The organism is Bradyrhizobium niftali, from assembly GCF_004571025.1.
GTDB classification, from domain to species: Bacteria; Pseudomonadota; Alphaproteobacteria; order Rhizobiales; family Xanthobacteraceae; genus Bradyrhizobium; species Bradyrhizobium niftali.
On sequence record NZ_SPQT01000025.1, the window covers coordinates 94798 to 117001 of the forward strand.

Here is a 22204-nt window from a genome sequence, read left to right on the forward strand (position 1 = left end):
GGCGATGCGGCGGATCGGAAGGCGGGACATCGTTGCGACGATCCTGATTGCGCTCCTCGCGGGCGCCGTCTTCACGTCTCCGCCGCTTCAGACGCTGCAAGGCCTGTCACTCGACATCCTCACCGCGATGCGCGGCAAGCTGGTCGGCGACCGCCGTGATCCCGCGACATCGCCGGTCGTCGTCGTGGCCATCGATGGTGAGACCTACGACACCCCGCCCTTCAAGGGATCGCCGACGCAGACCTGGACACGCGAGATCGGCCGGGTGCTCGGAAGTATCACCGAAGGCGGCGCCAAGGTCATCGGCTTCGACGTCATCTTCAAGAACTCAATCGAGCAGTCGGAGATTCCGTTCGGCGATACGTCGTTCGGCAGTCGCATAAGAGGATTTGACCGGGACTACCTCATCGCGCTCCGGCAACTCTCCGACAGCGGCAAGCTGGTGCTCGGCGAAATCCTGAGCAACGACCATCCGGAAGTGCCCTATCGTGCGCAGCAGGTGGCAGTGCGCAACACCGTCCGCGCGCTCAATGTCCACACCGACCACGACGACGTGATCCGACGAATGCCGTTGAGCTTTGCCATCGAGGGCAGGCCGATCCCCGCGATGGCGGTGGAGCTCGCTGCGCGTGCGCTTGGCGGAAAGCCTGAAATTGCGCCGTCCGGCGCGACCGAGCTGTCCGGCTATGCGATCCCGAGCGCGATACCGAATACAATGACGCTCAACTTTCGAGGGCTGGGACGCGACGTCCCGACCTTCTCCTTCGCCGACCTGCGCGCCTGCGTCGAGAAGGGCGATCGCGATTTCTTCCACCGCGCCTTCGAGGGCAAGGTCGTCCTGCTCGGCACAGTCCTGAATTTCGAGGACCGCAAGCTCACCTCGATGCGCCTGTCCCGCGGAAATGACGGCTCGCCCGCGCCGCGCTGCGCCCTGCCCGCCCCGGCGGGCACCGTGCAGAAGGCCCGCAGCGACATCGCCGGCGTCTTCGTGCATGCCACCGCGGTCCGAAACCTGATCGAGCGCGATGCCGTAACCGAGCTCGGCTTTCCCGCGCGGAACATTCTCACGATCGTGTTCGCGCTCGTCATCGCTTGCGCCGCCTGCATGCTTGCGCCGAGCGGCGCACTGATTGCATGGCTCGGCCTCACCGCCGTTTACGCCGCCGTGGCCCTCGGTGCGTTCGTTCACGCACTGGCACTGCCGCTCACCGAGCCCGCGCTCGCAAGCCTTGCCGCGCTCGCGATGATGATCGGCTACCGCTTCGTGCTGGCCGATCGCGACGAGCGCTTCCTGCGCAGGAGCTTTGCCTTCTATCTCGCCCCTGAAGTGATCAACACCATGGTTACCTCCGGCAAGATGCCGGCGCTCGGTGGCGAGATGCGCAACGTCACCATGTTCTTCTCCGACCTCAGCGGGTTCTCCTCGATCGCAGAGACGATGACGCCGGGCGAGCTGGTCACGATGATGAACGAATATCTCTCCGCCATGACCGACATCATCGAAGGCCATGGCGGCTATGTCGACAAATATATCGGCGATTCCATCGTCGCCATGTTCGGCGCGCCCGCCGACGATCCCGCCCACGCGCGCAACGCCGTCCGTGCGGCGCTGAAGTGCCACGAAAAACTGGCGGACCTCAACGCCAACAACGCCGTCTTCGCGGGTCACGGCCTGTCGCACCGGATCGGGCTCAACAGCGGCGAAGCCGTGGTCGGCAATATCGGCTCCCGCCGCCGCTTCAACTACACCGTGATGAGCGACACCGTGAACGTCGCCTCGCGGCTCGAGGGTGCGAACAAATATTACGGCACCGCGATCATGGCCTCGGAGGCGACAGTGGCGCAGACAGCTGACGCCTTCGCCTGGCGCGAGCTCGACGCAATCAGGGTGCTGGGCCGCGGCGAGGCGATCAAGGTGTTCGAGCCGCTTGCGGAGAAAGGCGCGGAAAGCGGTGAGCAGACGAAGGTCACCGCGGCCTATGCGGAAGGGCTGACGTGCTGGCGGGCAAGGGAGTTTGCGAAGGCGGCCGATACGTTCGACGGGGTGGCGAAGGTCGATCCGCCATCATCCATGTTTGCAAAGCGCGCGAGAGCGCTCGTCGCAAATCCACCGCCGCCGGAGTGGACGCCGGTCAACACGCTCGAAGGGAAGTAGTGGCCGCTTACCCTCCCCTGGAGGGTGAAAGAGGGCGCCGCGTTCGCCGAAAATAAGCCCGCTTAAAACGGCAGTCCCACATAATTCTCCGCAAGCAGGCGCTGCGCCGTCTCGGACGAGAAAAGATATTCCAGCTCCGTCTGCTGAAGACGATCCTCATAGTCGAGACGATCGGGGAAACGATGCAGCATCATCGTCATCCACCAGGAGAAACGCTGCGCCTTCCAGATCCGCGCCAGTGCCTTGGCGGAATAGCCTTCGAGGCCGGAATCATCGCCGCTCTGATAATGTGCGAGCATGGCATGGTAGAGATAGTAGATGTCGGAGGCGGCGCTGTTCAGCCCGCGCGCGCCGGTCGGCGGCACGATGTGGGCGGCATCGCCGGCGAGGAAGAGGCGGCCGTAGCTCATCGGTTCGGCGACGAAGCTGCGCAACGGCGCGATGCTTTTTTCGATCGAGGGCCCCGTGATCAAGCGGCCGGCGACCTGCTCCGGCAGGCGGCGCTTCAGCTCGGCCCAGAACGCATCGTCCGACCAGTTCTCCACCTTGTCGGTGAGCGGCACCTGGATGTAATAGCGGCTCAATACCTGCGAGCGCAAGGAACACAGCGCAAAGCCGCGCTCGTGCTTCACGTAGATCAGCTCCGGCGACACCGGCTTGGTGCGCGACAGCACACCGAGCCAGCCGAACGGATAGACCTTTTCGTACTCGCGCAGCACGTCCTTCGGGATCGACTTGCGGCTGACGCCGTGAAAGCCGTCGGCGCCGACGATGTAGTCGCAATCGACGCGAACGATCTCGTCGTTCGATCGGTACGTCACGTAGGGGCGATCCGACGCCAGGTCATGCGGCGTCACGTCCTGCGCATTATGCACGACCTTGCCGCCCAGACGATCGCGCGCCTCGTAGAGGTCGCGCGTCAGCTCGGTCTGGCCGTAGACCAGAACCGAATTGCCGCCGGAGTGTTTGTGCAGATCGATCTGGGAGAGCACCCCGTCATGGGCGATCTCGAACCCCCGGTGGATCTCGCCTTCGCGGTCCATCCGCTCGCCGCATTGCGCCTCGCGCATCAGTTTTGCGAAACCGTGCTCGAGCACGCCGGCGCGGATCCGGGCCAGCACGTGCTCACGGCTGTATTTCTCCAGCACGACCGTGTCGATGCCCTTCAGATGCAGGAGCTGGGACAAGAGCAGCCCGGACGGCCCGCCGCCGATGATACAGACCTGAACTTTCATTTTTGCGTCCTCCCGACAGCACTTTTTTTGCAGATTTGACTGCGCAAACCGATGGAGGGTTTCGTCTTTGTCTTGTACTATTCGTACATGAGAAGCGCCGCCCCTGCCCCCGCGATCCGGGTCTACAATCTGTTCGGCGAGTCCGGCGACCTGCCCGACGTCGTGCATTGCGAGACGATCGCGTCCCGCTCGGTGCTTCACGACTGGACCCTGGCCGTGCACCGCCATGCCCGGCTGCACCAGGTGCTGCTGATCGAGCGCGGCGGCGGCGAGGCGACGCTCGACGGACGCGTGGTGCCGTTGAGGCCGATGCAGATCGTCAACGTACCCGTCGGACACGTCCACGGGTTCCGCTTCGTGCCAGAGACCCAGGGCTGGGTGCTGACCATCGCGGCGGAGATCCTGGACGAGGCGCTGCTCGCCGCCGAAGGCCTGCGCGGCGCGTTGTCACGATCAGGCGTGGTGCGCAGCACGCCGCAGATCCGCACCACCATGAAGCAGATCTTCGCCGAACACGCCGCTCGCGATTTCGGCCGCGCGCATGTGCTGCGCGCCTTGTCGGCGGCGATGATCGGGCTGGTGGCCCGCGCGCTCACGAGCGAGAGCGGTGGCAATGGCACGGCCGAATCCGGCCTGTTCCGCCGCTTCGAGGCGCTGCTCGAGCAGCACCATCTGGAACGCTGGAGCGTCGCGGACTACGCAGGCGCGCTGTCGATCACGCCGACCCATCTCAACCGGGTGACGCGGGCCGCGACTGGCGACACGGCCTCGCACCTGATCCTCAACCGCCTGATCCGCGAGGCGCGGCGCAACCTCGTCTACACCAACCTTCCGGTCTCGACGATCGCCTACGCGCTCGGCTTCGAGGATCCCGCCTATTTCAGCCGTGTTTATGCTGCCGCCACGGGGCTATCGCCGCGCGCCTTTCGCACCCGGCTGCATGGCGATGAAGGCTGACACATCGGCCGATCGGACAGCCGCACCTATGGCCGAAGGCCAAGCTGTGAACCGCAACGGCCTTCGTTGCCGGCGCAGCCACCTACCTTCGTATATGGGGTCCTATCCTTTGGATAGAGACCCTTTACCTCAGTACGATTGAGTGGGAAATGCGCGCGCCTTACCCTGGCTGCATTCGGCGCCCTGGCGCTGGTGGCTATTGGGTCCTCCCTAACCTAGGCGCAAGACGGCCGCCCCTGTCCGGTCGTCTGCGCTGCTTTTTTCAGCAAGCCATCGGCGCCTTCAGTACTTTCGCGTGCAACTGGAGATTTTTGCATAATGCCTTCGATTGAGAAGATTGCACTCTTTATCGATGGCTCCAATCTCCATGCCACCTCCAAGGCGCTCGGCTTCGACATCGATTACAGGCGTCTGCTCGGCGAATTCCAAAGCCGAGGTGCGCTGTTGCGGGCCTTCTACTACACGACCGTCGTCGAGGATCAGGAGTATTCGTCAGTCCGCCCGTTGATCGATTGGCTCGACTATAACGGATACACCGTCGTCACCAAGCTCACGAAGGAATTCGTCGACGCAATCACCGGCCGCCGCAAGGTGAAGGGCAGCATGGATGTCGAGCTCGCCGTAAATGCGATGGAGCTCGCCGAGCACGTCGATCAGATCGTGCTGTTCTCGGGCGATGGGAATTTTCGTTCGCTGGTGGAAGCCCTGCAACGCCGCGGTGTCCGCGTGACGGTCGTCTCCGCGCTCTCCACTCAGCCAGCCATGGTCGCCGACGACCTGCGCCGACAGGCGGACGTATTCATCGATTTGGCAGAACTGAAACCAAAAGTGGGACGCGATCCGGCCAATCGGCCGGGAACGCGCGAGACGCGTCAGTCGCCGCAATTCCTCGCGCGCGTAGCGGTCGATCGCGGCGACCAGGTGGAGTGATCCTGCGGAAGGCCGCCCGACTCTCAGACGTCGAAGAACACGGTCTCCTCGGGCCCCTGCAAATTGATCGTGAAGGAATACACGACCTTGCCGGCGCGCTCGCTTCGCGTGGCAATCAGTGTCTTGCGCCGGGCCGGCTGCTCGATCAGGTTGAGCACAGGGTCGGCGGCGTTGGCGGCCTCTTCATCCGAGAAATAGAGCCGCGTGTTGAGACCGATATTGATGCCGCGCGCGACGATCCAGACATTGACGTGTGGCGCACATTTGCGCCCCGCCTTGTCGGTGATGGCGCCGGGCTTGATGGTCTCGAAGGTCACGAGCGCGCTGTCGAAGTCGGAGCCGGCGCGGCCCCAGCCGCGAAACTCCTGCTCCAGCGCGCCGGCCGAGCGGTCGGCCGGATGATTGTAGCGGCCGGCCGCATTGGCCTGCCAGATTTCCAGCAGCACGTCGCGCAGCGGCGTACCGCTGCCATCGAGCACCCTGCCTTCCAGCGTGATGCGTTCGCCTTGCGTGTTCGGCGTCACCAGCACGTTGGAAAAGTTCTTCTCGAAAATATCGAAGCCGGCCATGGCCGGGATCAGGCCGATGTGGACGTAGGGGCCGGCGGTCTGCGAGGCGGTTTCCTTGAGATAGTTGAGCGGTTGCGGCATTGGCTCAGTTCCCCTCGGTGCGATTTTCAAAATAGGTGGAGCGCTGGCCGCGCAGGACGATGTCGAAACGGTAGGCGAGCGAATCGAACGGCGTCGAGGCGTTGAGGTCGAGCGGCGCGACCAGGCGGTCGAGCGCATCCTTGTCCCGAATCGTCGTCAGGATCGGGCAGACCGGGATCAGGGGATCGCCCTCGAAGTACATCTGGGTGATCAGGCGCTGCGCGAAGCCCGAGCCGAACACCGAGAAGTGGATGTGGGCGGGACGCCAGCTGTTGACGTAGTTGCGCCAGGGATAGGGGCCCGGCTTCACGGTGCGGAAATAGTAATAGCCAGTGTCGTCGGTCAGCGCGCGGCCGCAGCCGCCGAAATTCGGATCGATCGGCGCCAGATACGTGTCCTTCTTGTGCCGGTAGCGGCCGCCGGCATTGGCCTGCCAGAACTCGACCAGCGTGTTGGGAACGCCACGGCCGGTCTCGTCCAGCACGCGGCCGTGGACGATGATGCGCTCGCCGACGGGATCGCCGTCCTTGGCGTAGTTGCGGATCAGGTCGTTGTCGAGCGGGCCGAGATCGTTGTGGCCGAACACCGGCCCCGTGATCTCCGAGACCGAGTTCTCCAGCGACAACAGCGCCTGGCGCGGCGAGCGCAGCACCGAGGATTTGTAGCCGGGCGCATGCGCCGGCGGATGGATCGAGCGATCGCGCTGGAAGAAGCCACCATCGCCGAGCGGCGGCGTGAACGGCTCGGGGCGGTTGAGGCGGGGATCCCGCAAGGCTGGCGCCTGGGCATTCATCGGCGTTGTCTCTCCCTTGGGCGCTCCGGTCCGGGCGCACGGCTTATCGGGAGATCATGGGACGGTCTATTCTCAAGATAAATAGATCGATTATAATGAATTCCATGAAGAAAATCGATCATTTGGCCCTCGACGGCCATGCCCTCGAACTGTTCCTGGCCGTGCTGGAGGAAGGTTCGGTGACGGCAGCCGCCACACGTCTCGGCTTGACGCAATCCGCGGTCAGCCACGCCCTGAACAAGCTGCGGCGGATCGCCGGCGATCCGCTGTTCGCCAAGTCGGGCCGCGGCATCGTCGCCACCGCACATGCGCAGGCGCTGGCCGGCAAGGCGCGGGCACTGATCGACGAGATGCGCAGCTTTGCCGGTGGCGTCAGCTTCGAGCCGGCGCAGGCCCAGCTTTCGCTGACGGTCGCCGCCAACGACTTCCAGCGCGATCTCCTGCTGCCGCGCTTCTTCGGCCATGTCGCCAGCCAGGTGAAGGGCCTGAACCTGCGCGTGATCCCCTCGCAATCGCCCTCGCCCGCGATGCTGCGCGAGAACCGCTGCGATCTCCTGATCACGCCGCTGCCGCCATCCGGCATCGACATCGTGCAGAAGCGCCTGCTCAGCGATCACTACGTCTGCTATTTCGATCCAAAGGCACGCGCGGCGCCCGCCGGCCGCAGCGCCTATCTCGCAGCGCGCCACATCACCGTCGTCTATACCGACAATGAGCGGCTCGACTTCGACCGCCGGCTGGCGGCGAACGGCTTCCACCGCGACATCGCCATCTCCGTGCCGAGCTTTTCAGGCGTGCCGTCGTTCCTGCGCGGCTCGCAGATGCTCGCGAGCATGCCGAGCCTGCTCGCGTCCGGCGTCATGCAGGGCTTCGCGCAAACGCTGATACCGCTGGCCTCGCGCACCCGGACGCTTGCCGAGCTGCCGATGTTCATGGTCTGGCACCAGCGCTACCAGAAGGACCCGGCCCATCGCTGGATCAGGAGCCAGCTCGAGACCGTGGCGGCGACGGCCGCCGGAGACTGAGCCTCGGTCACGGTTCGCGGAAGCCTGCCCTCCGCCGAACCCACTGGTTGCCTTGCGGCAGCCACGCTAGAATTGCCCCATGACAGTGACCGATATTGCGAGCCGGACCTACAATCACAGCTGGCGGCTGGATCCCATCATCCGCAGCCTGCTCGATACCGACTTTTACAAGCTATTGATGTTGCAGATGATTCGGGAGGATTACCCGGATCGGCAGGTGACCTTCTCGGTCATCAATCGCTCGCGCCATGTGCGGCTCGCCGAGATCATCGACGAGGGCGAGCTGCGCGCCCAGCTCGACCATGCCCGCACCATCCGCTTCACCAAGAAAGAGCTGATCTGGCTTGCCGGTAACACCTTCTACGGCAAGACCCACATGTTCTCGGCGGATTTCATCCGCTGGCTCGCCGAATTCCGCCTGCCCGAATACGAGCTGCGCAAGGTCGAGGGCCAGTACGAAATACATTTCCACGGGCCGTGGACCCACACCACGATGTGGGAGATTCCGGCGCTCGCGATCCTCAACGAGCTGCGCTCGCGCGCGGCGATCAAGGGCCGCGGCCGCTTCGAGCTGGACGTGCTCTACGCCCGCGCCAAGGCCAAGCTGTGGACCAAGGTCGAGCGGCTGCGCAAACTGGAGAACCTGAGGCTCTCCGACTTCGGCACCCGCCGCCGTCACGGCTTTCTCTGGCAGCGCTGGTGCGTCGAGGCGGTGAAGGAAGGCCTGGGCCCCTCCTTCATCGGCACGTCCAACGTGCTGCTCGCGATGGACAACGATCTCGAGGCCATCGGCACCAACGCCCACGAGCTGCCGATGGTCGCGGCCGCGCTCGCCAAGGACGACGAGGAGTTGCGCTGGGCGCCCTATCGCATCCTCGACCAGTGGCGTCAGACCTATGGCGGCAATTTGCTGATCGCGCTGCCCGACGCCTTCGGCACCAAAGCTTTCCTGCGCGATGCGCCGGAATGGGTCGCCGACTGGACCGGCTTCCGCCCCGACAGCGCGCCGCCAATCCAGGCCGGCGAGGAGATCATCGCCTGGTGGGAGAAGAAGGGTCGCAACCCCAGGGACAAGCTGCTCGTTTTTTCCGACGCGATGGACGTCGGCTCGATCGAGGAGACCTATCACCACTTCACCGGCCGCGTGCGGCTCTCCTTCGGCTGGGGCACCAACCTCACCAACGACTTCGTCGGCTGCACCCCGGACGGCTCATTCAATCTCGATCCGATCTCGCTGGTCTGCAAGGTGTCGTCGGCCGACGGCCATCCGGCCGTCAAGCTCTCCGACAATCCGGAGAAGGCGACCGGCCTCCCCTCGGAAATCGAGCGTTACCTGCGGGTGTTCGGCGACGTCGGCCGCGTACGCAAGCCGGTGCTGGTCTAGCACCGGCCCCCAACTCTCTCGATCAAGTAAACCGCGCAGGACGAATGCGAGGCATTGGTTCGCCGATGCCGCACAGGTTCCGGCTTGTCGGCATTTGCAACGATCTGCACGCATCCACTTCACGACGCCTTCACCCTGCGATGCAGTCCCTCGTCTCTTTCAGGTCGAGTTAAGCAACCATCTCCTCTACTTGGCGTTGCAGGCGCTACACTCCGCTGGGGTCGTTGATCGATTTGGGGAACTGAGGGTGTTTCGGAGAACATCGACGTCGACGAAGGGACACAGCTTCCTTCACGTCATCAAGCTCGTCTCGCCTTTCGTGATGGTCGTCGTCCTTCAGGCGACGATTGCGGGATTCAGCCTCGAGGTGATGTCATCGGTCCGCGCCTATGTCGCGGGAGAAGCGCTATGGTCGCGCTCGCAGAAGAACGCCGTCTATTTCCTCAATCGCTATCTGCATTCGGGCGACAAGAGCCAGTTCGCGCAATACCAGGCCTCGCTCGCCGTTCCCATCGGCGACGAGTTCGCTCGCTGGGCGCTCGAGCGCGATCCGGTCGACGTCGAGGCCGCTCGCATCGGCTTCCTGCAGGGCGGCAACCATCCCGATGACGTTCCGGGATTGATCTGGCTGTTTCGCTATTTCAATCGCGTCAGCTTCCTCCAGGAAGCCATCCGCGAGTGGGCCGCCACCGATCCCATGCTGCTGGAGCTGAGCGTGTTCGGCGAGGTCATCCGGTCGGAGCTGGAGAACGGCCCGGTTCGGGATGGCAGCCGCCTGCAATTCCTGTCGTCTCGGCTCTCGGAGCTCAACACCCAGTTCACGGTGCATGCGAACCGCTTCTCCACGGTCCTGGGCGAAGGCTCCCGCGCGATCAAGTTGATGCTGACCTGCATCAACATCGTCACCGCCCTGACGCTGATCCTGCTCCTGATCTGGCACACCCGGCGATTGGTGCTGCAACGACAGGCGTTCGAGGATGCCCTGCATGCCGAGAAGGAGCGCCTGGCCTGGCAGGCTTCGCACGACTGGCTGACAGGCCTTGCCAACCGTCGCGCCTTCGAGGCCCGCCTGCAAGGCGAGCTGGACAATGTTGCGGCAGCCTCGCTGGGCCTGATCCTGCTCGACCTCGACCAGTTCAAGAACGTCAACGACAGCTGCGGCCATCTAGCGGGCGACCGCCTGCTCTGCCAGGTCTCGCGCCTCCTGCAACAGGACCGGCGGCCGCATGATCTGGTGGCCCGGCTCGGCGGCGACGAATTCGGCCTGATCCTGCCGCAGTGCTCGCCGTTCGACGCAGCCGACATCGCCGAACGGCTGCGGCGATCGCTCGAGCTGTTCAGCTTCGCCTGGGACGATCGCTGCTTTGCAGTGACCGCCAGCATCGGCATCACCTGCATCACCGACCGCGACACCACGCTCGAGGACGCGATGCGACGCGCGGATGCCGCCTGCTATCGCGCCAAGGAAAAGGGACGCAACCGGGTTCAGGTCGATGGAGTGCGGCCCGACGTCGTCCTCATTGCAGCACGACCACGCGAAGCTGCACGCGCCTGAGGCTGCTCGCCCTGTCACCGCAAAGGCAGAATCCCGAGGCCCGCGAGGTGCGCGTCGAGGAACTGCTCAACCTGCTGGCGCAGCAACTGGGGCGGCACCGCCACCATGCGCTCCTCGAGACCGAGCGAGATGATGCCGTGCACCGCGGAAAACAGAGTGCGCGACAGCAGCGCGATCTTCACGTCATCCGCATCCGGTAGCAGCCGCACCAGAGGCGGGTGCATCAGCGCGAAGGCGTCCATCACCATCTGAAGGATGTCGTCCGGATAGGGGCGATCGTCCTCCATCCGATGCTCGAACAGCGAACGCAGCAAATTGGCGTGCTCCGCGAAAAACTCCAGATAGGTCTCGGCAAGCCCGTAGAGCTGGCGAACCGGATCCTCGGCCGGAACCCCGGCAAGCCGCTCCGTGAGCGCCTGAACCGTCTCCCGATTGACGGTCAGGATCACCCCGTCGAAGTCACCGAACTCGTTATAGACGCTTCCGACGGAGCAGCCGGCGGCTTCGGCGACGTCCCGAACCTTGAGTGATCTCAAGCCCTTAGTGGCAATGATGCCGCGGGCGATCTCCAGGATCTGGACCCGGCGGCGATTTTTTTTCTGGTCCCGCAACGTTTCTTCTTGAACATTGTTCATTTTCAAGCTACCAATGTGAACATTGTTCAATTTAACCCGGAGACCTGCAAAATGCAAACCCTCGCTGTTGATATCGTCACCACTTTCATCGATGACGCCGCCGCCCTCGTGACCGGCCTTGGCCGGGCCGCCCTCAAGCTCGCGATGACGCCGATCGATCGCATCGCAAACGCCTGCGACATTGCCGGCGTGCTCGCCGAGCGCCGCGCGACCTTCCGGATGTGGCGCGCCAACCGTAGCCGCGTCCGTCGTGAAGGCCGCAGGTTCAGCCTGCTTGGTCGCTTCTCGCCCTTTCGCCACCTCGCCCATCTCACCTGAGACGCGCGCCGCGAAGCGGTTCGAATGCAAGAAATGGCTGCAATGAAGGACTTACCATTTGCCGACATTCGCAGCCGATGTCGTGGGCCTTACCGGTACGGTTCAGTTTTTGCTCACGGCCCGTCGCATATCCGGGTCAGCGCGGCGCTCCCACCCAAAGCCGACGCGGCCGCAACCGGAAATTTGCGAACCTAACGAGACCATTAGGAGACCAACAGGATCGGAGGGATCGAGGGGACAGAGGCAGGCCGACGACAATCGTCACTCTGCAATCGTTCGTCCCATGCCCTTCCGGTCGTGACGCTTTCACCGCCACCGAAACAACCTCAGGCTGCCTTTCCAAAACAGGACTAGTCATGATCAGGGAATTGATGTCGTCACGCCGCTTCGCGCCGCTGTTCTGGGCGCAATTCTTCTCGGCGCTCAATGACAATGTGCTCAAGAACGCACTCGTCATCATCCTGCTTTACAGTGCAGCGACCGGCCACGGCGATGCGCTGGTGACGGTGGCAGGCGCCGTCTTCATCTTCCCCTATTTCATCCTGTCCGGGCTCGGCGGACAGCTCGCCGACAAATACGTCAAATCCGTCGTCGCAAGACGGCTCAAATTCGCCGAGATCTTCGCCGCTTGCTTCGCCGCCGCCGGCTTCTTCCTGCACTCGGTGCCGCTATTGTTCGCAGCGCTCGCGCTGTTCGGGATCATCGCCGCCCTGTTCGGCCCCGTGAAATATTCCATGCTGCCGGACCAGCTCGAGCTCGGCGAGCTCGCGACCGGCAACGCGCTGGTCGAAGGCGCCACCTTCATGGCCATCCTGCTCGGCACCGTCGCCGGCGGCCAGTTCGTGGCCGGCTCCGCCCATATGGGCTGGGTCGCATCGGCCGTGGTCGTGCTGGCGCTATTGTCCTGGGCTTTCGCTTCCCGCATTCCGCAGACGACGCCCTCCGCGCCCGATCTGCCCGTCAACGCCAATCCCTGGACCTCGACGCTCGGCCTGTTGAAGACGCTCTACGCGGACAAGCGGCTGTGGGACGGCACCGTGATCGTCTCCTGGTTCTGGCTGGTCGGCGCCATCGTGCTGTCGCTGCTGCCGGCGCTGGTCAAGGAGGTCGTTGGCGGCACCGAAGGCGTGGTGACGCTGTGTCTGGCGATCTTCGCGATCGGCATCGCCATCGGCTCGCTGTTCGCGGCGCAACTGAGCCACGTTCGCCCGAACCTCGCGCTGGTGCCGATCGGCGCCATCATCATGGGGTTTGCCGGCCTCGACCTCGCCTGGGCCATCGGCGTGACCAGCAAGGGACACGAGATCGCCGCGCTGGACTTCGCAACCTCGTTCGCCGGCCTGCGCATGCTGATCGATTTCGTCGCCTTCGCATTCGGCGGCGGCTTGTTCGTCGTTCCGTCCTTCGCCGCCGTGCAGGCCTGGTCGGCACCGTCCGAGCGCGCTCGCATCATCGCCGCGGGCAACGTGTTGCAAGCCGCCTTCATGGTGGTCGGCTCGCTGTTCGTCGCGCTGTTGCAGGCGACTGGCCTCCATATCGGCTGGATCTTCTTCGGCCTCGGCGCCGCCAGCTTCGGCGCGGTGTGGTTCGTGCTGACCAAGTGGGGCAAGGAAGGCGTGCGCGACTTCGGCGCGCTCTTGTTCCGCGCGCTGTTCCGCACCGAGGTTCGCGGGCTCGAGAACCTGCCGCCTCCAGGCACGCGCATGCTAATCGCGCCGAACCATGTCAGCCTGATCGACGGCCCGCTGCTGCACGCCGTGCTGCCGATCGACGCGAGCTTCGCGGTCGATACCGGCATCTCCAAGGCCTGGTGGGCCAAGCCGTTCCTGCGGGTGGTCAAGCATTACACCATGGACCCGACCAAGCCGCTGGCCGCGCGCGACCTGATCAAGCTGGTTGCCGCCGGCGAACCGGTGGTCATCTTCCCGGAGGGACGCATCACCGTCTCCGGCTCGCTGATGAAGGTCTATGACGGCACCGCGATGATCGCCGACAAGGCCGACGCCGTGGTCGTGCCCGTCCGCATCGAAGGCGCGCAGCGCTCGCATCTCAGCTACCTCGACGGCAGCCAGATCAAGCGCTCGTGGTTTCCGCGGGTGACGGTCACGATCCTGCCGCCAGTCAAGCTGCCGGTCGATCCGTCGCTGAAGGGCAAGGCGCGCCGCAATGCCGCCGGCGCCGCTCTCCAGGACGTGATGATTGACGCTCTCGTCAAGAACGCCATGCTCGATCACTCGCTGTTCGAAGCGCTCGGACACGCCTATCGCGACCGCGACACCGGCAAGGTCATCATCGAAGACGCGCTCGGCACCAAGCTGACCTATCGCAAGCTGATCCTGGGCGCGCAGGTCTTGAGCCGGAAGCTGGAGAACGGCACTTCCGTCGGCGAGAATGTCGGCGTGCTGCTGCCGAACTCCGCGGGCGTCGCCGTCGTCTTCATGGCGCTGCAAAACATCGGCCGGGTCCCGGCAATGCTCAACTTCTCCGCCGGCCCGGTCAACGTCCTCGCCGCCATGAAGGCCGCGCAGGTCAAGACCGTGCTGACGTCGAAGGCCTTCATCGAGAAGGGCAAGCTCGACAAGCTGATGGCCGCGATCTCCGCGGAGGCGCGCGTCGTCTATCTCGAGGACGTCCGCGCCTCGATCGGGATGGCCGACAAGATCAAGGGCCTGCACGCAGGCACAGCGCCGCGCGTCGTCCGCCAGGCCAACGATCCGGCCGTCGTGCTGTTCACGTCGGGCTCGGAAGGCACGCCCAAGGGCGTGGTGCTGTCCCACCGCAACATCCTTGCCAACTCCGCGCAGGCGCTGGCGCGCGTCGATGCCAACGCCAACGACAAGGTGTTCAACGTGCTGCCGGTGTTCCACTCCTTCGGGCTGACCGGTGGAATGATGATGCCGCTGCTCGCCGGCATCCCGATCTACATGTACCCCTCGCCGCTGCACTACCGGATCGTGCCGGAGCTGATCTACCAGACCGGCGCCACGATCCTGTTCGGCACCGACACGTTTCTCACCGGCTATGCGCGCTCGGCGCATGCCTATGACTTCCGCACCTTACGTCTCGTGATCGCCGGCGCCGAAGCGGTCAAGGATCGCACACGGCAGGTGTTCATGGAGCGCTACGGCATCCGCATCCTCGAAGGCTATGGCGTCACCGAGACGGCGCCGGTGCTGGCGATGAACACGCCGATGGCCAACCGCCCCGGCACGGTTGGCCGCCTGTCGCCGCTGATGGAAAGCCGCCTCGATCCGGTCCCCGGCATCGAGGAAGGCGGCCGCCTCTCGGTGCGCGGACCGAACGTGATGCTCGGTTACTTGCGGGCCGAAAATCCCGGCGTGCTCGAAGTGCTCGCGGAGGGCTGGCACGACACCGGCGACATCGTGGCAATCGACGCGGCCGGCTTCATCACCATCAAGGGCCGCGCCAAGCGCTTTGCCAAGATCGCAGGCGAAATGGTCTCGCTGTCGGCGGTCGAAAGCATCGCAGCGACGCTGTGGCCGCAGGCCGGCTCGGTCGCCGTGTCGATCCCCGACCAGCGCAAGAGCGAGCGCATCGTGCTGCTGACGACGGAAAAGAACGCCGAGCGCAGCGCGATGCAGGGCCAGGCCAAGGCGATCGGCGCGTCCGAGCTGACCGTTCCCGCCGCGATCATGGTGGTCGACAAGGTGCCGCTGCTCGGCAGCGGCAAGACCGACTATGTCACGGCAACGACGATGGCCCGTGAACAGGCGTCCGCGCCGGAGCGCGACGTGGCGTAAGCCAGATGCACAAAGCGCCTGAAACAGGCAGTGCGCGATGTCCGGGAGTGGTTCTGCTTCACGGCATCGCGCGCACCTCGGCATCCCTGACCAGGCTCGAACGAGCGCTTCAGGCGAGCGGGTTCGCGACGCTCAACATCGACTATGCCAGCCGCAGCAAACCGATCGCGGCGCTTGCGGACGATATCCATCCGGCCATCGTCAGCTTCGCCGAACGTGACGCGCCGCTGCATTTCGTCGCGCATTCGATGGGCGGCCTCGTCGCGCGCGCCTACATCGCAAGACACCGCCCGGCCCGGCTTGCCCGCGTCGTGATGCTGGGCACGCCGAACAGCGGCAGCGAGGTCGCTGATCTCCTGCAGGGATTTCTGCCCTACCGCGCATTCTACGGGCCAGCCGGCCTCGAGCTCACCACCACGCCTGCAACCGCGCCGACTACCCTCCCCGCCATCGACTATCCCGTCGGCGTGATCGCAGGAAGCCGCTTCATCGATCCCGTCGCCGGCCTCTTCGTCCTGCCGAAGCCCAACGACGGCCGGGTCTCGGTGCAGAGCGCGATGCTGGCCGGCATGGCCCAGCATATCGTGGTGAAGGCGTCCCACACCGGGCTGCCGCGTCACGCCGCCGCGATCGCCCAGACGATCGCCTTCCTGCGCGAAGGCCGTTTTCAGTCGGCGTAACGGGTCACGGCGCCGTCCGCCGTTCCTGTGCATAGCGCACCAGCGCCGCGAAGCGATAGATGCCGTGCACGAACTTGCCGTAGGGTATGGTGATGAACAGCGCGAACACCGCGCCGAGATGCAGCGCCAGCAGCGGTCCCATGGCGGCCGTCTCGCGCAGGATCAGAAGCAGCATGCCGGTGAGACCGGTCAGGAACAGCATGGCGATGAAGCCGACATCCATGCCGTAGCGTTGCTCATCGAGCAGCTCCGGCGCCCCGCGCAGTTTCGCGACGAACAGGCCGATCGGCCCGACGATGAGGCCGATGCCGCCGAGCGCGCCGAGCACCACGGGCAGATCCCACCACGGATACGGCGCCTCGCGTCCGAGGAGATAGTGATACAGCGTCGCGACGGACGTCGCGGCAAAGCACAGCAGGAAGCCGTAGAACGTCAGGTGGTGATAGAGCTTGCGCCGGTCGGTCGGCTTGTCGTCCTCGTTGTAGCAGCCGACGCCGCCGCCATGGAGATAGCGCAGCTCACCGGCATCCCGGATAGCCTGGACAATCGAGCCGCCGTCGGCGCGGCCGCCGATCGGCGTGCCGATATCGCGCCAGAATGCGCGCACGCTCATGACCAGCGCGAGGATGGCATAGAGAAACGCGACGCTGAACAGCGCGGCCATCGCATTGTGCGGCATCAGTCTGTAGAATGCGCCCGGCCCGGTATGGACACCGAACAGCACGCTGCGATCGTTCAGCGCAGCAAAGCCGAAGATAAAGGCGGCCATGCTGAGCGCGGCTATGAGGCTGATGACGAGACCATTGCGCGCGAAGGCGCCGGACAGCGCCTGCGGCCAGGCATAGGCCGCATAGGACTCCGCGCGCGCGACCGCCAGCGTCTTCGGGACGTTGACGTTGAATTCGTGCGGGGGCGAGAACTGGCAATCGACGTAGCAGGCGCCGCAGGAATGGCAGAGGTTTGCGAGATAGTTGAGATCGCCGTCGGAGAAGGCTCGGCGCATCTCCATGGCGGGAAACACCGCGCAAAGACCCTCGCAATAGCGGCAGGAATTGCAGACCGTCATCAGGCGGTCGGCTTCGTCCAAAATTCTGGTTCCGTGCATGGCTTTACTTCGTCAGGCCCTTTCCCTCGAGCCATTTCTGGATCAGGGCTGCGACCTCGAGGTTGTTCTTGTCCATCATCACCATATGCGAATTGCCCTTGATGCCGGCCTGCGGGAGGTCGACGATGTCGACGCTGCCCCCGGCCGCCTTGATGGCGTCCGCAAAGGCGATGCCGTTGGCGCGGATCTTGGGCCAGCGCGAATCGCGCTCGATATAGTCGCCGTAGATGATCAGGGTCGGAATGTTCTTCAGCGCATCCGCTCTGGCAGGATCGCCGATGCCGGCCGGCTCGATCGCAATCAGCGCCTTGACCTTGTCAGGCCGGGCTTGCGCGACCTTGAAGCCGAAGCTGCCAGCCTGGCTGTGGAACAGGATCACCGAGGGGCCGACGCGATCGATCTCGGCGATGTAGGCGGCGATGGTCGCATCGTCGGTCGTGGTCCAGCGCGGTACGTTCTGCTTGACGAAATTCTCGTAGCCCTCGACCGGAAACTGGTTGCCCGGCAGCACCTTGCGCTTGGCGGGATCGGGATCGTAGGAATTTGGCCCGTCGCCGATGCGGAAACGTTCGAACGGATTGGCTGTGGTGAGGAAGACCGGCTCGCTCTTGAAGACGTCGGGGTACTGCGCCCAACCTGCGCGTCCGCGCTCCACCGCGTCGGAATTGTAGACCGCCCACCCCCTGCGCAGAAAATAGTTCAGCCAGCCTTCGCGTCCGTCAGGCGTGGTCTCGTAGGTGACGCCGGTCAGTCCGCCGCCATGCCACATCAGCAGCGGATAGGCCCCCTGCTCGTTCGCCGGCAGGAAATACTGCACGTACATCTGCTCGACCTGATAGGTGCCGTTGGGATCGACCTTGGCCGGTACGCCGCCAGGCGCGAACACGACCTCCTTCACCGGCTTGCCGGAGATTTCGACTAGACGCCCACCGACATGGAACGAACCCATGTCGCGCAGGGTGATCGGCTCGGCGGCGCGGGCGTGGCCGACGATCAGCAGCGTCGCGATCGAAGCAATGGCAATGCGTGACATGGTTCCTCCCAGAGTCTTTTCTTCATTCTAGTTCTTCGCATGGCGTGCCGCTTCCCGGCCTGCGATCCGCCCGAACACGCTGCCGATGGTCATGCCCATGCCCGCCGCATAGCCTTTGCCGAGCACATTGCCGGCCATGATCTCACCGGCCGCGAACATGTTCGCCGACGGCTTGCCGTCGGCCATCAGCATCCGCGCCTCCCTGGTCACGCGCGTACCGAGATAGGTGAAGGTGATGCCGGGCCGCACCGGATAGGCGAGATAGGGCGGTGTCTCGATCCGCCGCGCCCAATGCGTCTTCGGCGGCGTGATGCCCTCGGTGCGGCAGTCGTCCAGGATGGTGTGATCGAAGGTGCCGGGCCGCACCGCGGCGTTGAACTCGGTAACGGTCTTTTCAAGCGCGGCCGGATCGAGCTCGAGCTTGCCGGCGAGCTCGGCCACCGTCTGCCCGGCGATCGGCGGGAACAGCGTCGGCATGAAGCTCGTGACGACGGTGGAATCGAAGATGATGTAGGCGATCTGGTCGGGCTGCGCAGCGACCAGCCGGCCCCAGATCGCGTAGCGCTTCGGCCAGATGTCCTCACCCTCGTCGTAGAAGCGCTGCGCGTGCTTGTTGACGACGATGCCGAATACCACGGAGTCGTGGCGGGTGATGATGCCGCCGTCGAATTTCGGCGCGCGGGCGTCGATCGCCACCGCATGGCACTGGGTGGGATCGCCGACCTCCTGTACGCCCTTGTCGAGCAGCATCTTCAGGATCGAACCGCGGTTGTAGGGCGTGCCGCGGATCAGGAAATTATCGGCGGCATCGCCCCAATATTGCTTCAGCCATTCGATGTTGGCCTCGAACCCGCCGGCCGCGGCGACCAGCGACGTCGCGCGGATCTCGGTCTCGCCCTTGATCGGCCGTTTGAGGCGGGCGGCCAGGAACATCCCGTCCTCGATCACGAGGTCGATGACCTCGGCATCGTATTCGACATCGACGCCGAGTCGCTCGGCGGTGAGGTAGAGCGCATTCAGCATCGCGCGGCCGCCGCCGAGGAAGAAGGAGTTGGTGCGGCCGAGGCTCAGCGTGCCGCCGAGCGAGGGCTGCCAGCGCACGCCCTGCTCCACGATCCAGTTCAGGATGTCCTTGGATTCGCGGATCATGTGGCGAGCCAGCACTTCGTCGGTCTGCCCGCCGGTCACGCGCAGCAGGTCCTCCCAGAACTCCTCCTCGGTGTAGGGGCCGGTCAGGATTTCGGTGGCGGCGTCATGGGCGCAGCGCATGTTGCGGGTGTGGCGGGTGTTGCCGCCGCGATAGAACTTTGGCGCGCCTTCGAGCACCAGCACCGAGGCGCCGCCACGACGCGCCGCGATCGCCGCGCACAGCGCCGCATTGCCGCCGCCGATCACCAGCACGTCGTATTTGCTGCTCATGCCGTCTGCCCGATGCGACGAAGTTGGAGACATTCTGCCCGCCGGCGGCCTCGGTCAACCGGTCCGCCATTGCGTACCTTTGTATACAAAGATATACAGAAGCTGCGCAAGCGACATCTCTGCATGGGCAGGATGCGCTTGGCGCTTCGAGGATGCATGACCAGACGCCCGGCAAAGGCAGGATCGATCGCGCGCGGCGCGGGCGTCGCGCTGGGCGAAGCCGTGTTCCGCTCACTGTGCGAAGCGCTCCAGGCCGGCAGCTACCGTGCGGGCGATCGCCTGCGGGAGGAGGAGGTGGCGCAGCGGCTGAAGGTCAGTCGCACGCCGGTGCGCGAAGCGCTGGGCCGGCTCGCGGCGCGCGGCTTCGTCGAACCCGCCGGCGGCCGCGGCCTGATCGTCCGCAACCTCGATATTTCCGAGGTGCTCGAACTCTACGCCATGCGCGAGATCATGGAAGGCGCCGCCGCGCGCCTAGCCGCCGAGCACGCCTCGGCAACCGAGATCGACGCACTCAGGGACATCGAGCAGACCTTTGTCGAGGCGTCCGCGGCCGACGCCATCGAGATGGCAAGGCTCAACCGCGCCTTCCACGAGGCGATCTGCCGCGCGGCGCGCAACCGCTATCTCGACAACGCCTCCCGCGAACTACAGGACTGGATCGCCCTGCTCGGCCCGACCACCTTCACGGTGACGGGACGTCCCTCGACCAGCCACGGCGAGCACCAGGCCGTCATCGACGCGATCGCCGCGCGCGACGGCGACAGGGCCGAACAGCTCGCGCGCGCGCACATCCGCGAAGCGCTGCGCTGCCGGCTGAAATTGTTGCAGAAGCAATAGGCCGGATCGTCCGCCCGATCACGCCTCGAACACGCGCGTCAGCAGCCAATAGCCACCGAGCAGGCTGATGATTGCGGACACCGTGTAGACGAGCTTTGCGGTTCGCACCGGCTCGGTACGGCCGGCACTGGTCAGCCGGTCCAGCAGGCCGAGCATCGGCAGCATGACCGCAACGATCGCAATCTGCCCGATCTCGACGCCGACGTTGAAGGCGGCCAGCGCCGGGACAATGGCATCCGGCGGCAAGCCTATCTCCCGAAGCGCGCCGGCAAAGCCGAAGCCGTGGATCAGGCCAAACAGAAAGGCCACGCGCCAGCGCTTGTCGATATCGCGCGAGACAAAATTCTCCACCGCCACGAACACGATCGAGGCCGCGATCGCGGGCTCCACGATGCGACCCGGGATGACGAGGACATTCAACGCCGCCAGCGACAACGTCATGGTGTGAGCGATGGTGAAGGCGGTAACGATCTTGATGACCGGAACGAGCCGGCGTGCCCAGAGCATGACTGCGACCAGAAACGCGACATGATCGTAGCCGAGGAAGATATGCTCGATGCCGGCGAGGAGATAGCGCTGCATGGTCGAGGACAGCGATGGCGGCGCCGTCGAGAGCGTGACCGTCGTGTTGCCGGAGTCGAGCAGGGCCTGCGCCTCGGACCTGCCCTGCGCGATCAGCACGATCTGGCGCGCGCCCTTGTCCTTCTCGGTCAGCACGGTGGAGCGATAGAGGATATCGCCGGTCGTGTTCGCGCAGGCGAAACTGTTGCGATAGACGACGCCGTCCCCGTCGGGGAGGATCGCAGCAGCACCTGGCGCGCAAGCCGTGCCGCCGCCTGTCACGGCCAGATGCCCATCGAGATAGGCAAGGATGGCGGTCCTGGCCGCTTCGACCGCGGCCGGATCGACCGCATCCTGCCGCGCATCATAAATCTTCGTGCCGATCAGGCGATCGACGTCGCTGCCTTTCAATCCCAGCTCGACGGTCACCGTGCGATCGCCGGTCAGCGCCACGCGCGCCGTCGCGAGGTTGACCTGATGCGCCTCAGCCGGAAAGCAGGCGCCGAGCAGAGCCGCGAGCCACAGCAGCCGGGCCCGCCTCATGATCCAGCTCCATCGCCCTCACGCCAGCACATCCGCGACGACCGCTTTGGAGACATCCCTAACGTCGGTGGGCTTGAGCCGCACCTGCAAGCCGCGCTGGCCGCCATTGAGATAGACATAGTCATGCGCGAGCGCGCTCTGCTCGATCACGGTGCGCACGGGCTTGCGCTGCCCGAACGGGCTGATGCCGCCGACCTTGAAGCCGGTGACGCGCTCGGCCTCCGGTGGCTTCATCATCTGCGCCGACTTGCCGCTCGCCGCCGCGGCGAGCTTCTTCATCGAGACTTCCTGGTCGGACGGAACGATCACGCAGACCGGCTTGCCGTCGACGAGCGCCATCAGCGTCTTCAAGACGCGCGCGGGATGCTCGCCAAGCGCGGCGGCGGCCTGGAGCCCGATGCTCTCGGCATCGGGATCATAGTCGTAAGCGTGCACGGTGAAGGCAACACCGGCGGCCGCGAGCGCACGTGTGGCGGGAGTGACTTTGGACATGGGCGATGTTTACCACCGCCGCCGCGAGGAGCGAAGGGACGGCGACGTGGGTGCACGCACACGCCACACCCCCGGTGTCGTCCCGGCGAAGGCCGGGACCCATAACCCCAGGGAGTTGTTTGGCGAAGATTCGTGG

At 65.0% G+C, this 22204-nt stretch carries 18 protein-coding genes; 9 read left to right on the forward strand and 9 right to left on the reverse strand.

Translation table 11 applies throughout. The features are described 5' to 3' along the window. Positions 1-4 precede the first annotated feature (4 nt). Positions 5-2155: an adenylate/guanylate cyclase domain-containing protein gene (locus E4K65_RS33770; protein WP_135177806.1), complete on the forward strand. Its 2151-nt coding sequence runs from the start codon at positions 5-7 to the stop codon at positions 2153-2155. Between the two features lie 62 nt (positions 2156-2217). On the opposite strand, the gene pobA is transcribed toward E4K65_RS33770, so the two are convergent. Then, complete coding sequence (pobA, locus tag E4K65_RS33775; RefSeq protein ID WP_027549423.1) at positions 2218-3390, reverse strand: 4-hydroxybenzoate 3-monooxygenase; 1173 nt, start codon at positions 3388-3390, stop codon at positions 2218-2220. A 51-nt stretch (positions 3391-3441) separates the two neighbouring features. On the opposite strand from pobA, the gene E4K65_RS33780 reads away from it, so the two are divergent. Both E4K65_RS33780 and E4K65_RS33785 read left to right on the forward strand, forming a co-directional pair. After that, the gene (locus tag E4K65_RS33780) at positions 3442-4347 is read left to right on the forward strand and encodes a helix-turn-helix domain-containing protein (RefSeq protein ID WP_135177807.1); all 906 of its coding nucleotides are present in this window, start codon (positions 3442-3444) and stop codon (positions 4345-4347) included. Between the two features lie 318 nt (positions 4348-4665). Beyond that, entirely contained in the window at positions 4666-5277 is a 612-nt protein-coding gene (locus tag E4K65_RS33785; RefSeq protein ID WP_135177808.1) for a LabA-like NYN domain-containing protein, read from the forward strand. 23 nt (positions 5278-5300) lie between these two features. On the opposite strand, the gene pcaG is transcribed toward E4K65_RS33785, so the two are convergent. Further along, a complete protein-coding gene (gene pcaG, locus E4K65_RS33790) occupies positions 5301-5927 on the reverse strand; it encodes a protocatechuate 3,4-dioxygenase subunit alpha (RefSeq protein WP_135177809.1) in 627 nt (208 codons plus the stop codon). Between the two features lie 4 nt (positions 5928-5931). Next, positions 5932-6720 carry a protocatechuate 3,4-dioxygenase subunit beta gene (pcaH, locus tag E4K65_RS33795; RefSeq protein ID WP_135177810.1) on the reverse strand — a complete coding sequence of 263 codons (789 nt, stop codon included), beginning with the start codon at positions 6718-6720 and terminating at the stop codon, positions 5932-5934. 95 nt (positions 6721-6815) lie between these two features. Between pcaH and E4K65_RS33800 the strand changes: the two genes are divergently transcribed. The 3 genes from E4K65_RS33800 (at position 6816) to E4K65_RS33810 (ending at position 10684) form a co-directional block, all read left to right on the forward strand. Further along, positions 6816-7745, forward strand: a complete 930-nt coding sequence (locus E4K65_RS33800; protein ID WP_167771371.1) for a LysR family transcriptional regulator — start codon at positions 6816-6818, stop codon at positions 7743-7745. Positions 7746-7824: 79 nt separating this feature from the next. Beyond that, on the forward strand, positions 7825-9129 hold the full coding sequence (pncB, locus tag E4K65_RS33805; protein ID WP_135177812.1) for a nicotinate phosphoribosyltransferase: 1305 nt from the start codon (positions 7825-7827) through the stop codon (positions 9127-9129). A gap of 247 nt (positions 9130-9376) precedes the next feature. Beyond that, a complete protein-coding gene (locus tag E4K65_RS33810) occupies positions 9377-10684 on the forward strand; it encodes a GGDEF domain-containing protein (protein ID WP_135177813.1) in 1308 nt (435 codons plus the stop codon). 14 nt (positions 10685-10698) lie between these two features. On the opposite strand, the gene E4K65_RS47780 is transcribed toward E4K65_RS33810, so the two are convergent. After that, positions 10699-11319 (reverse strand): TetR/AcrR family transcriptional regulator, encoded by a 621-nt coding sequence (locus E4K65_RS47780; RefSeq protein ID WP_209312113.1) that lies wholly within the window; start codon positions 11317-11319, stop codon positions 10699-10701. 674 nt (positions 11320-11993) lie between these two features. On the opposite strand from E4K65_RS47780, the gene E4K65_RS33820 reads away from it, so the two are divergent. Together E4K65_RS33820 and E4K65_RS33825 are read left to right on the forward strand one after the other, a co-directional pair. Then, positions 11994-15398, forward strand: a complete 3405-nt coding sequence (locus tag E4K65_RS33820; RefSeq protein ID WP_135177814.1) for an acyl-[ACP]--phospholipid O-acyltransferase — start codon at positions 11994-11996, stop codon at positions 15396-15398. Between the two features lie 5 nt (positions 15399-15403). Then, positions 15404-16078 carry an alpha/beta hydrolase gene (locus tag E4K65_RS33825; RefSeq protein ID WP_135177815.1) on the forward strand — a complete coding sequence of 225 codons (675 nt, stop codon included), beginning with the start codon at positions 15404-15406 and terminating at the stop codon, positions 16076-16078. A 4-nt stretch (positions 16079-16082) separates the two neighbouring features. Here E4K65_RS33825 and tcuB read toward each other — a convergent pair whose 3' ends face one another. Genes tcuB through tcuA form a run of 3 tightly spaced genes read right to left on the reverse strand, consistent with a single transcriptional unit; the run spans position 16083 to position 19635 of the window. Beyond that, positions 16083-17183 (reverse strand): tricarballylate utilization 4Fe-4S protein TcuB, encoded by a 1101-nt coding sequence (gene tcuB / locus E4K65_RS33830; protein WP_135177816.1) that lies wholly within the window; start codon positions 17181-17183, stop codon positions 16083-16085. Positions 17184-17187: 4 nt separating this feature from the next. Beyond that, on the reverse strand, positions 17188-18216 hold the full coding sequence (locus E4K65_RS33835) for an alpha/beta hydrolase (protein ID WP_135177817.1): 1029 nt from the start codon (positions 18214-18216) through the stop codon (positions 17188-17190). A gap of 27 nt (positions 18217-18243) precedes the next feature. After that, positions 18244-19635, reverse strand: coding sequence for an FAD-dependent tricarballylate dehydrogenase TcuA (gene tcuA / locus E4K65_RS33840; RefSeq protein WP_027549437.1), 1392 nt, complete (start codon positions 19633-19635; stop codon positions 18244-18246). 156 nt (positions 19636-19791) lie between these two features. Here tcuA and E4K65_RS33845 point away from each other — a divergent pair, with 156 nt between their 5' ends. After that, the gene (locus E4K65_RS33845; protein WP_167771372.1) at positions 19792-20472 is read left to right on the forward strand and encodes a GntR family transcriptional regulator; all 681 of its coding nucleotides are present in this window, start codon (positions 19792-19794) and stop codon (positions 20470-20472) included. 18 nt (positions 20473-20490) lie between these two features. On the opposite strand, the gene E4K65_RS33850 is transcribed toward E4K65_RS33845, so the two are convergent. Both E4K65_RS33850 and ybaK read right to left on the reverse strand, forming a co-directional pair. Then, the gene (locus E4K65_RS33850; RefSeq protein WP_135177819.1) at positions 20491-21576 is read right to left on the reverse strand and encodes a HupE/UreJ family protein; all 1086 of its coding nucleotides are present in this window, start codon (positions 21574-21576) and stop codon (positions 20491-20493) included. Positions 21577-21594: 18 nt separating this feature from the next. Continuing rightward, positions 21595-22068: a Cys-tRNA(Pro) deacylase gene (ybaK, locus tag E4K65_RS33855; protein ID WP_135177820.1), complete on the reverse strand. Its 474-nt coding sequence runs from the start codon at positions 22066-22068 to the stop codon at positions 21595-21597. Between the last annotated feature and the right edge of the window lie 136 nt (positions 22069-22204).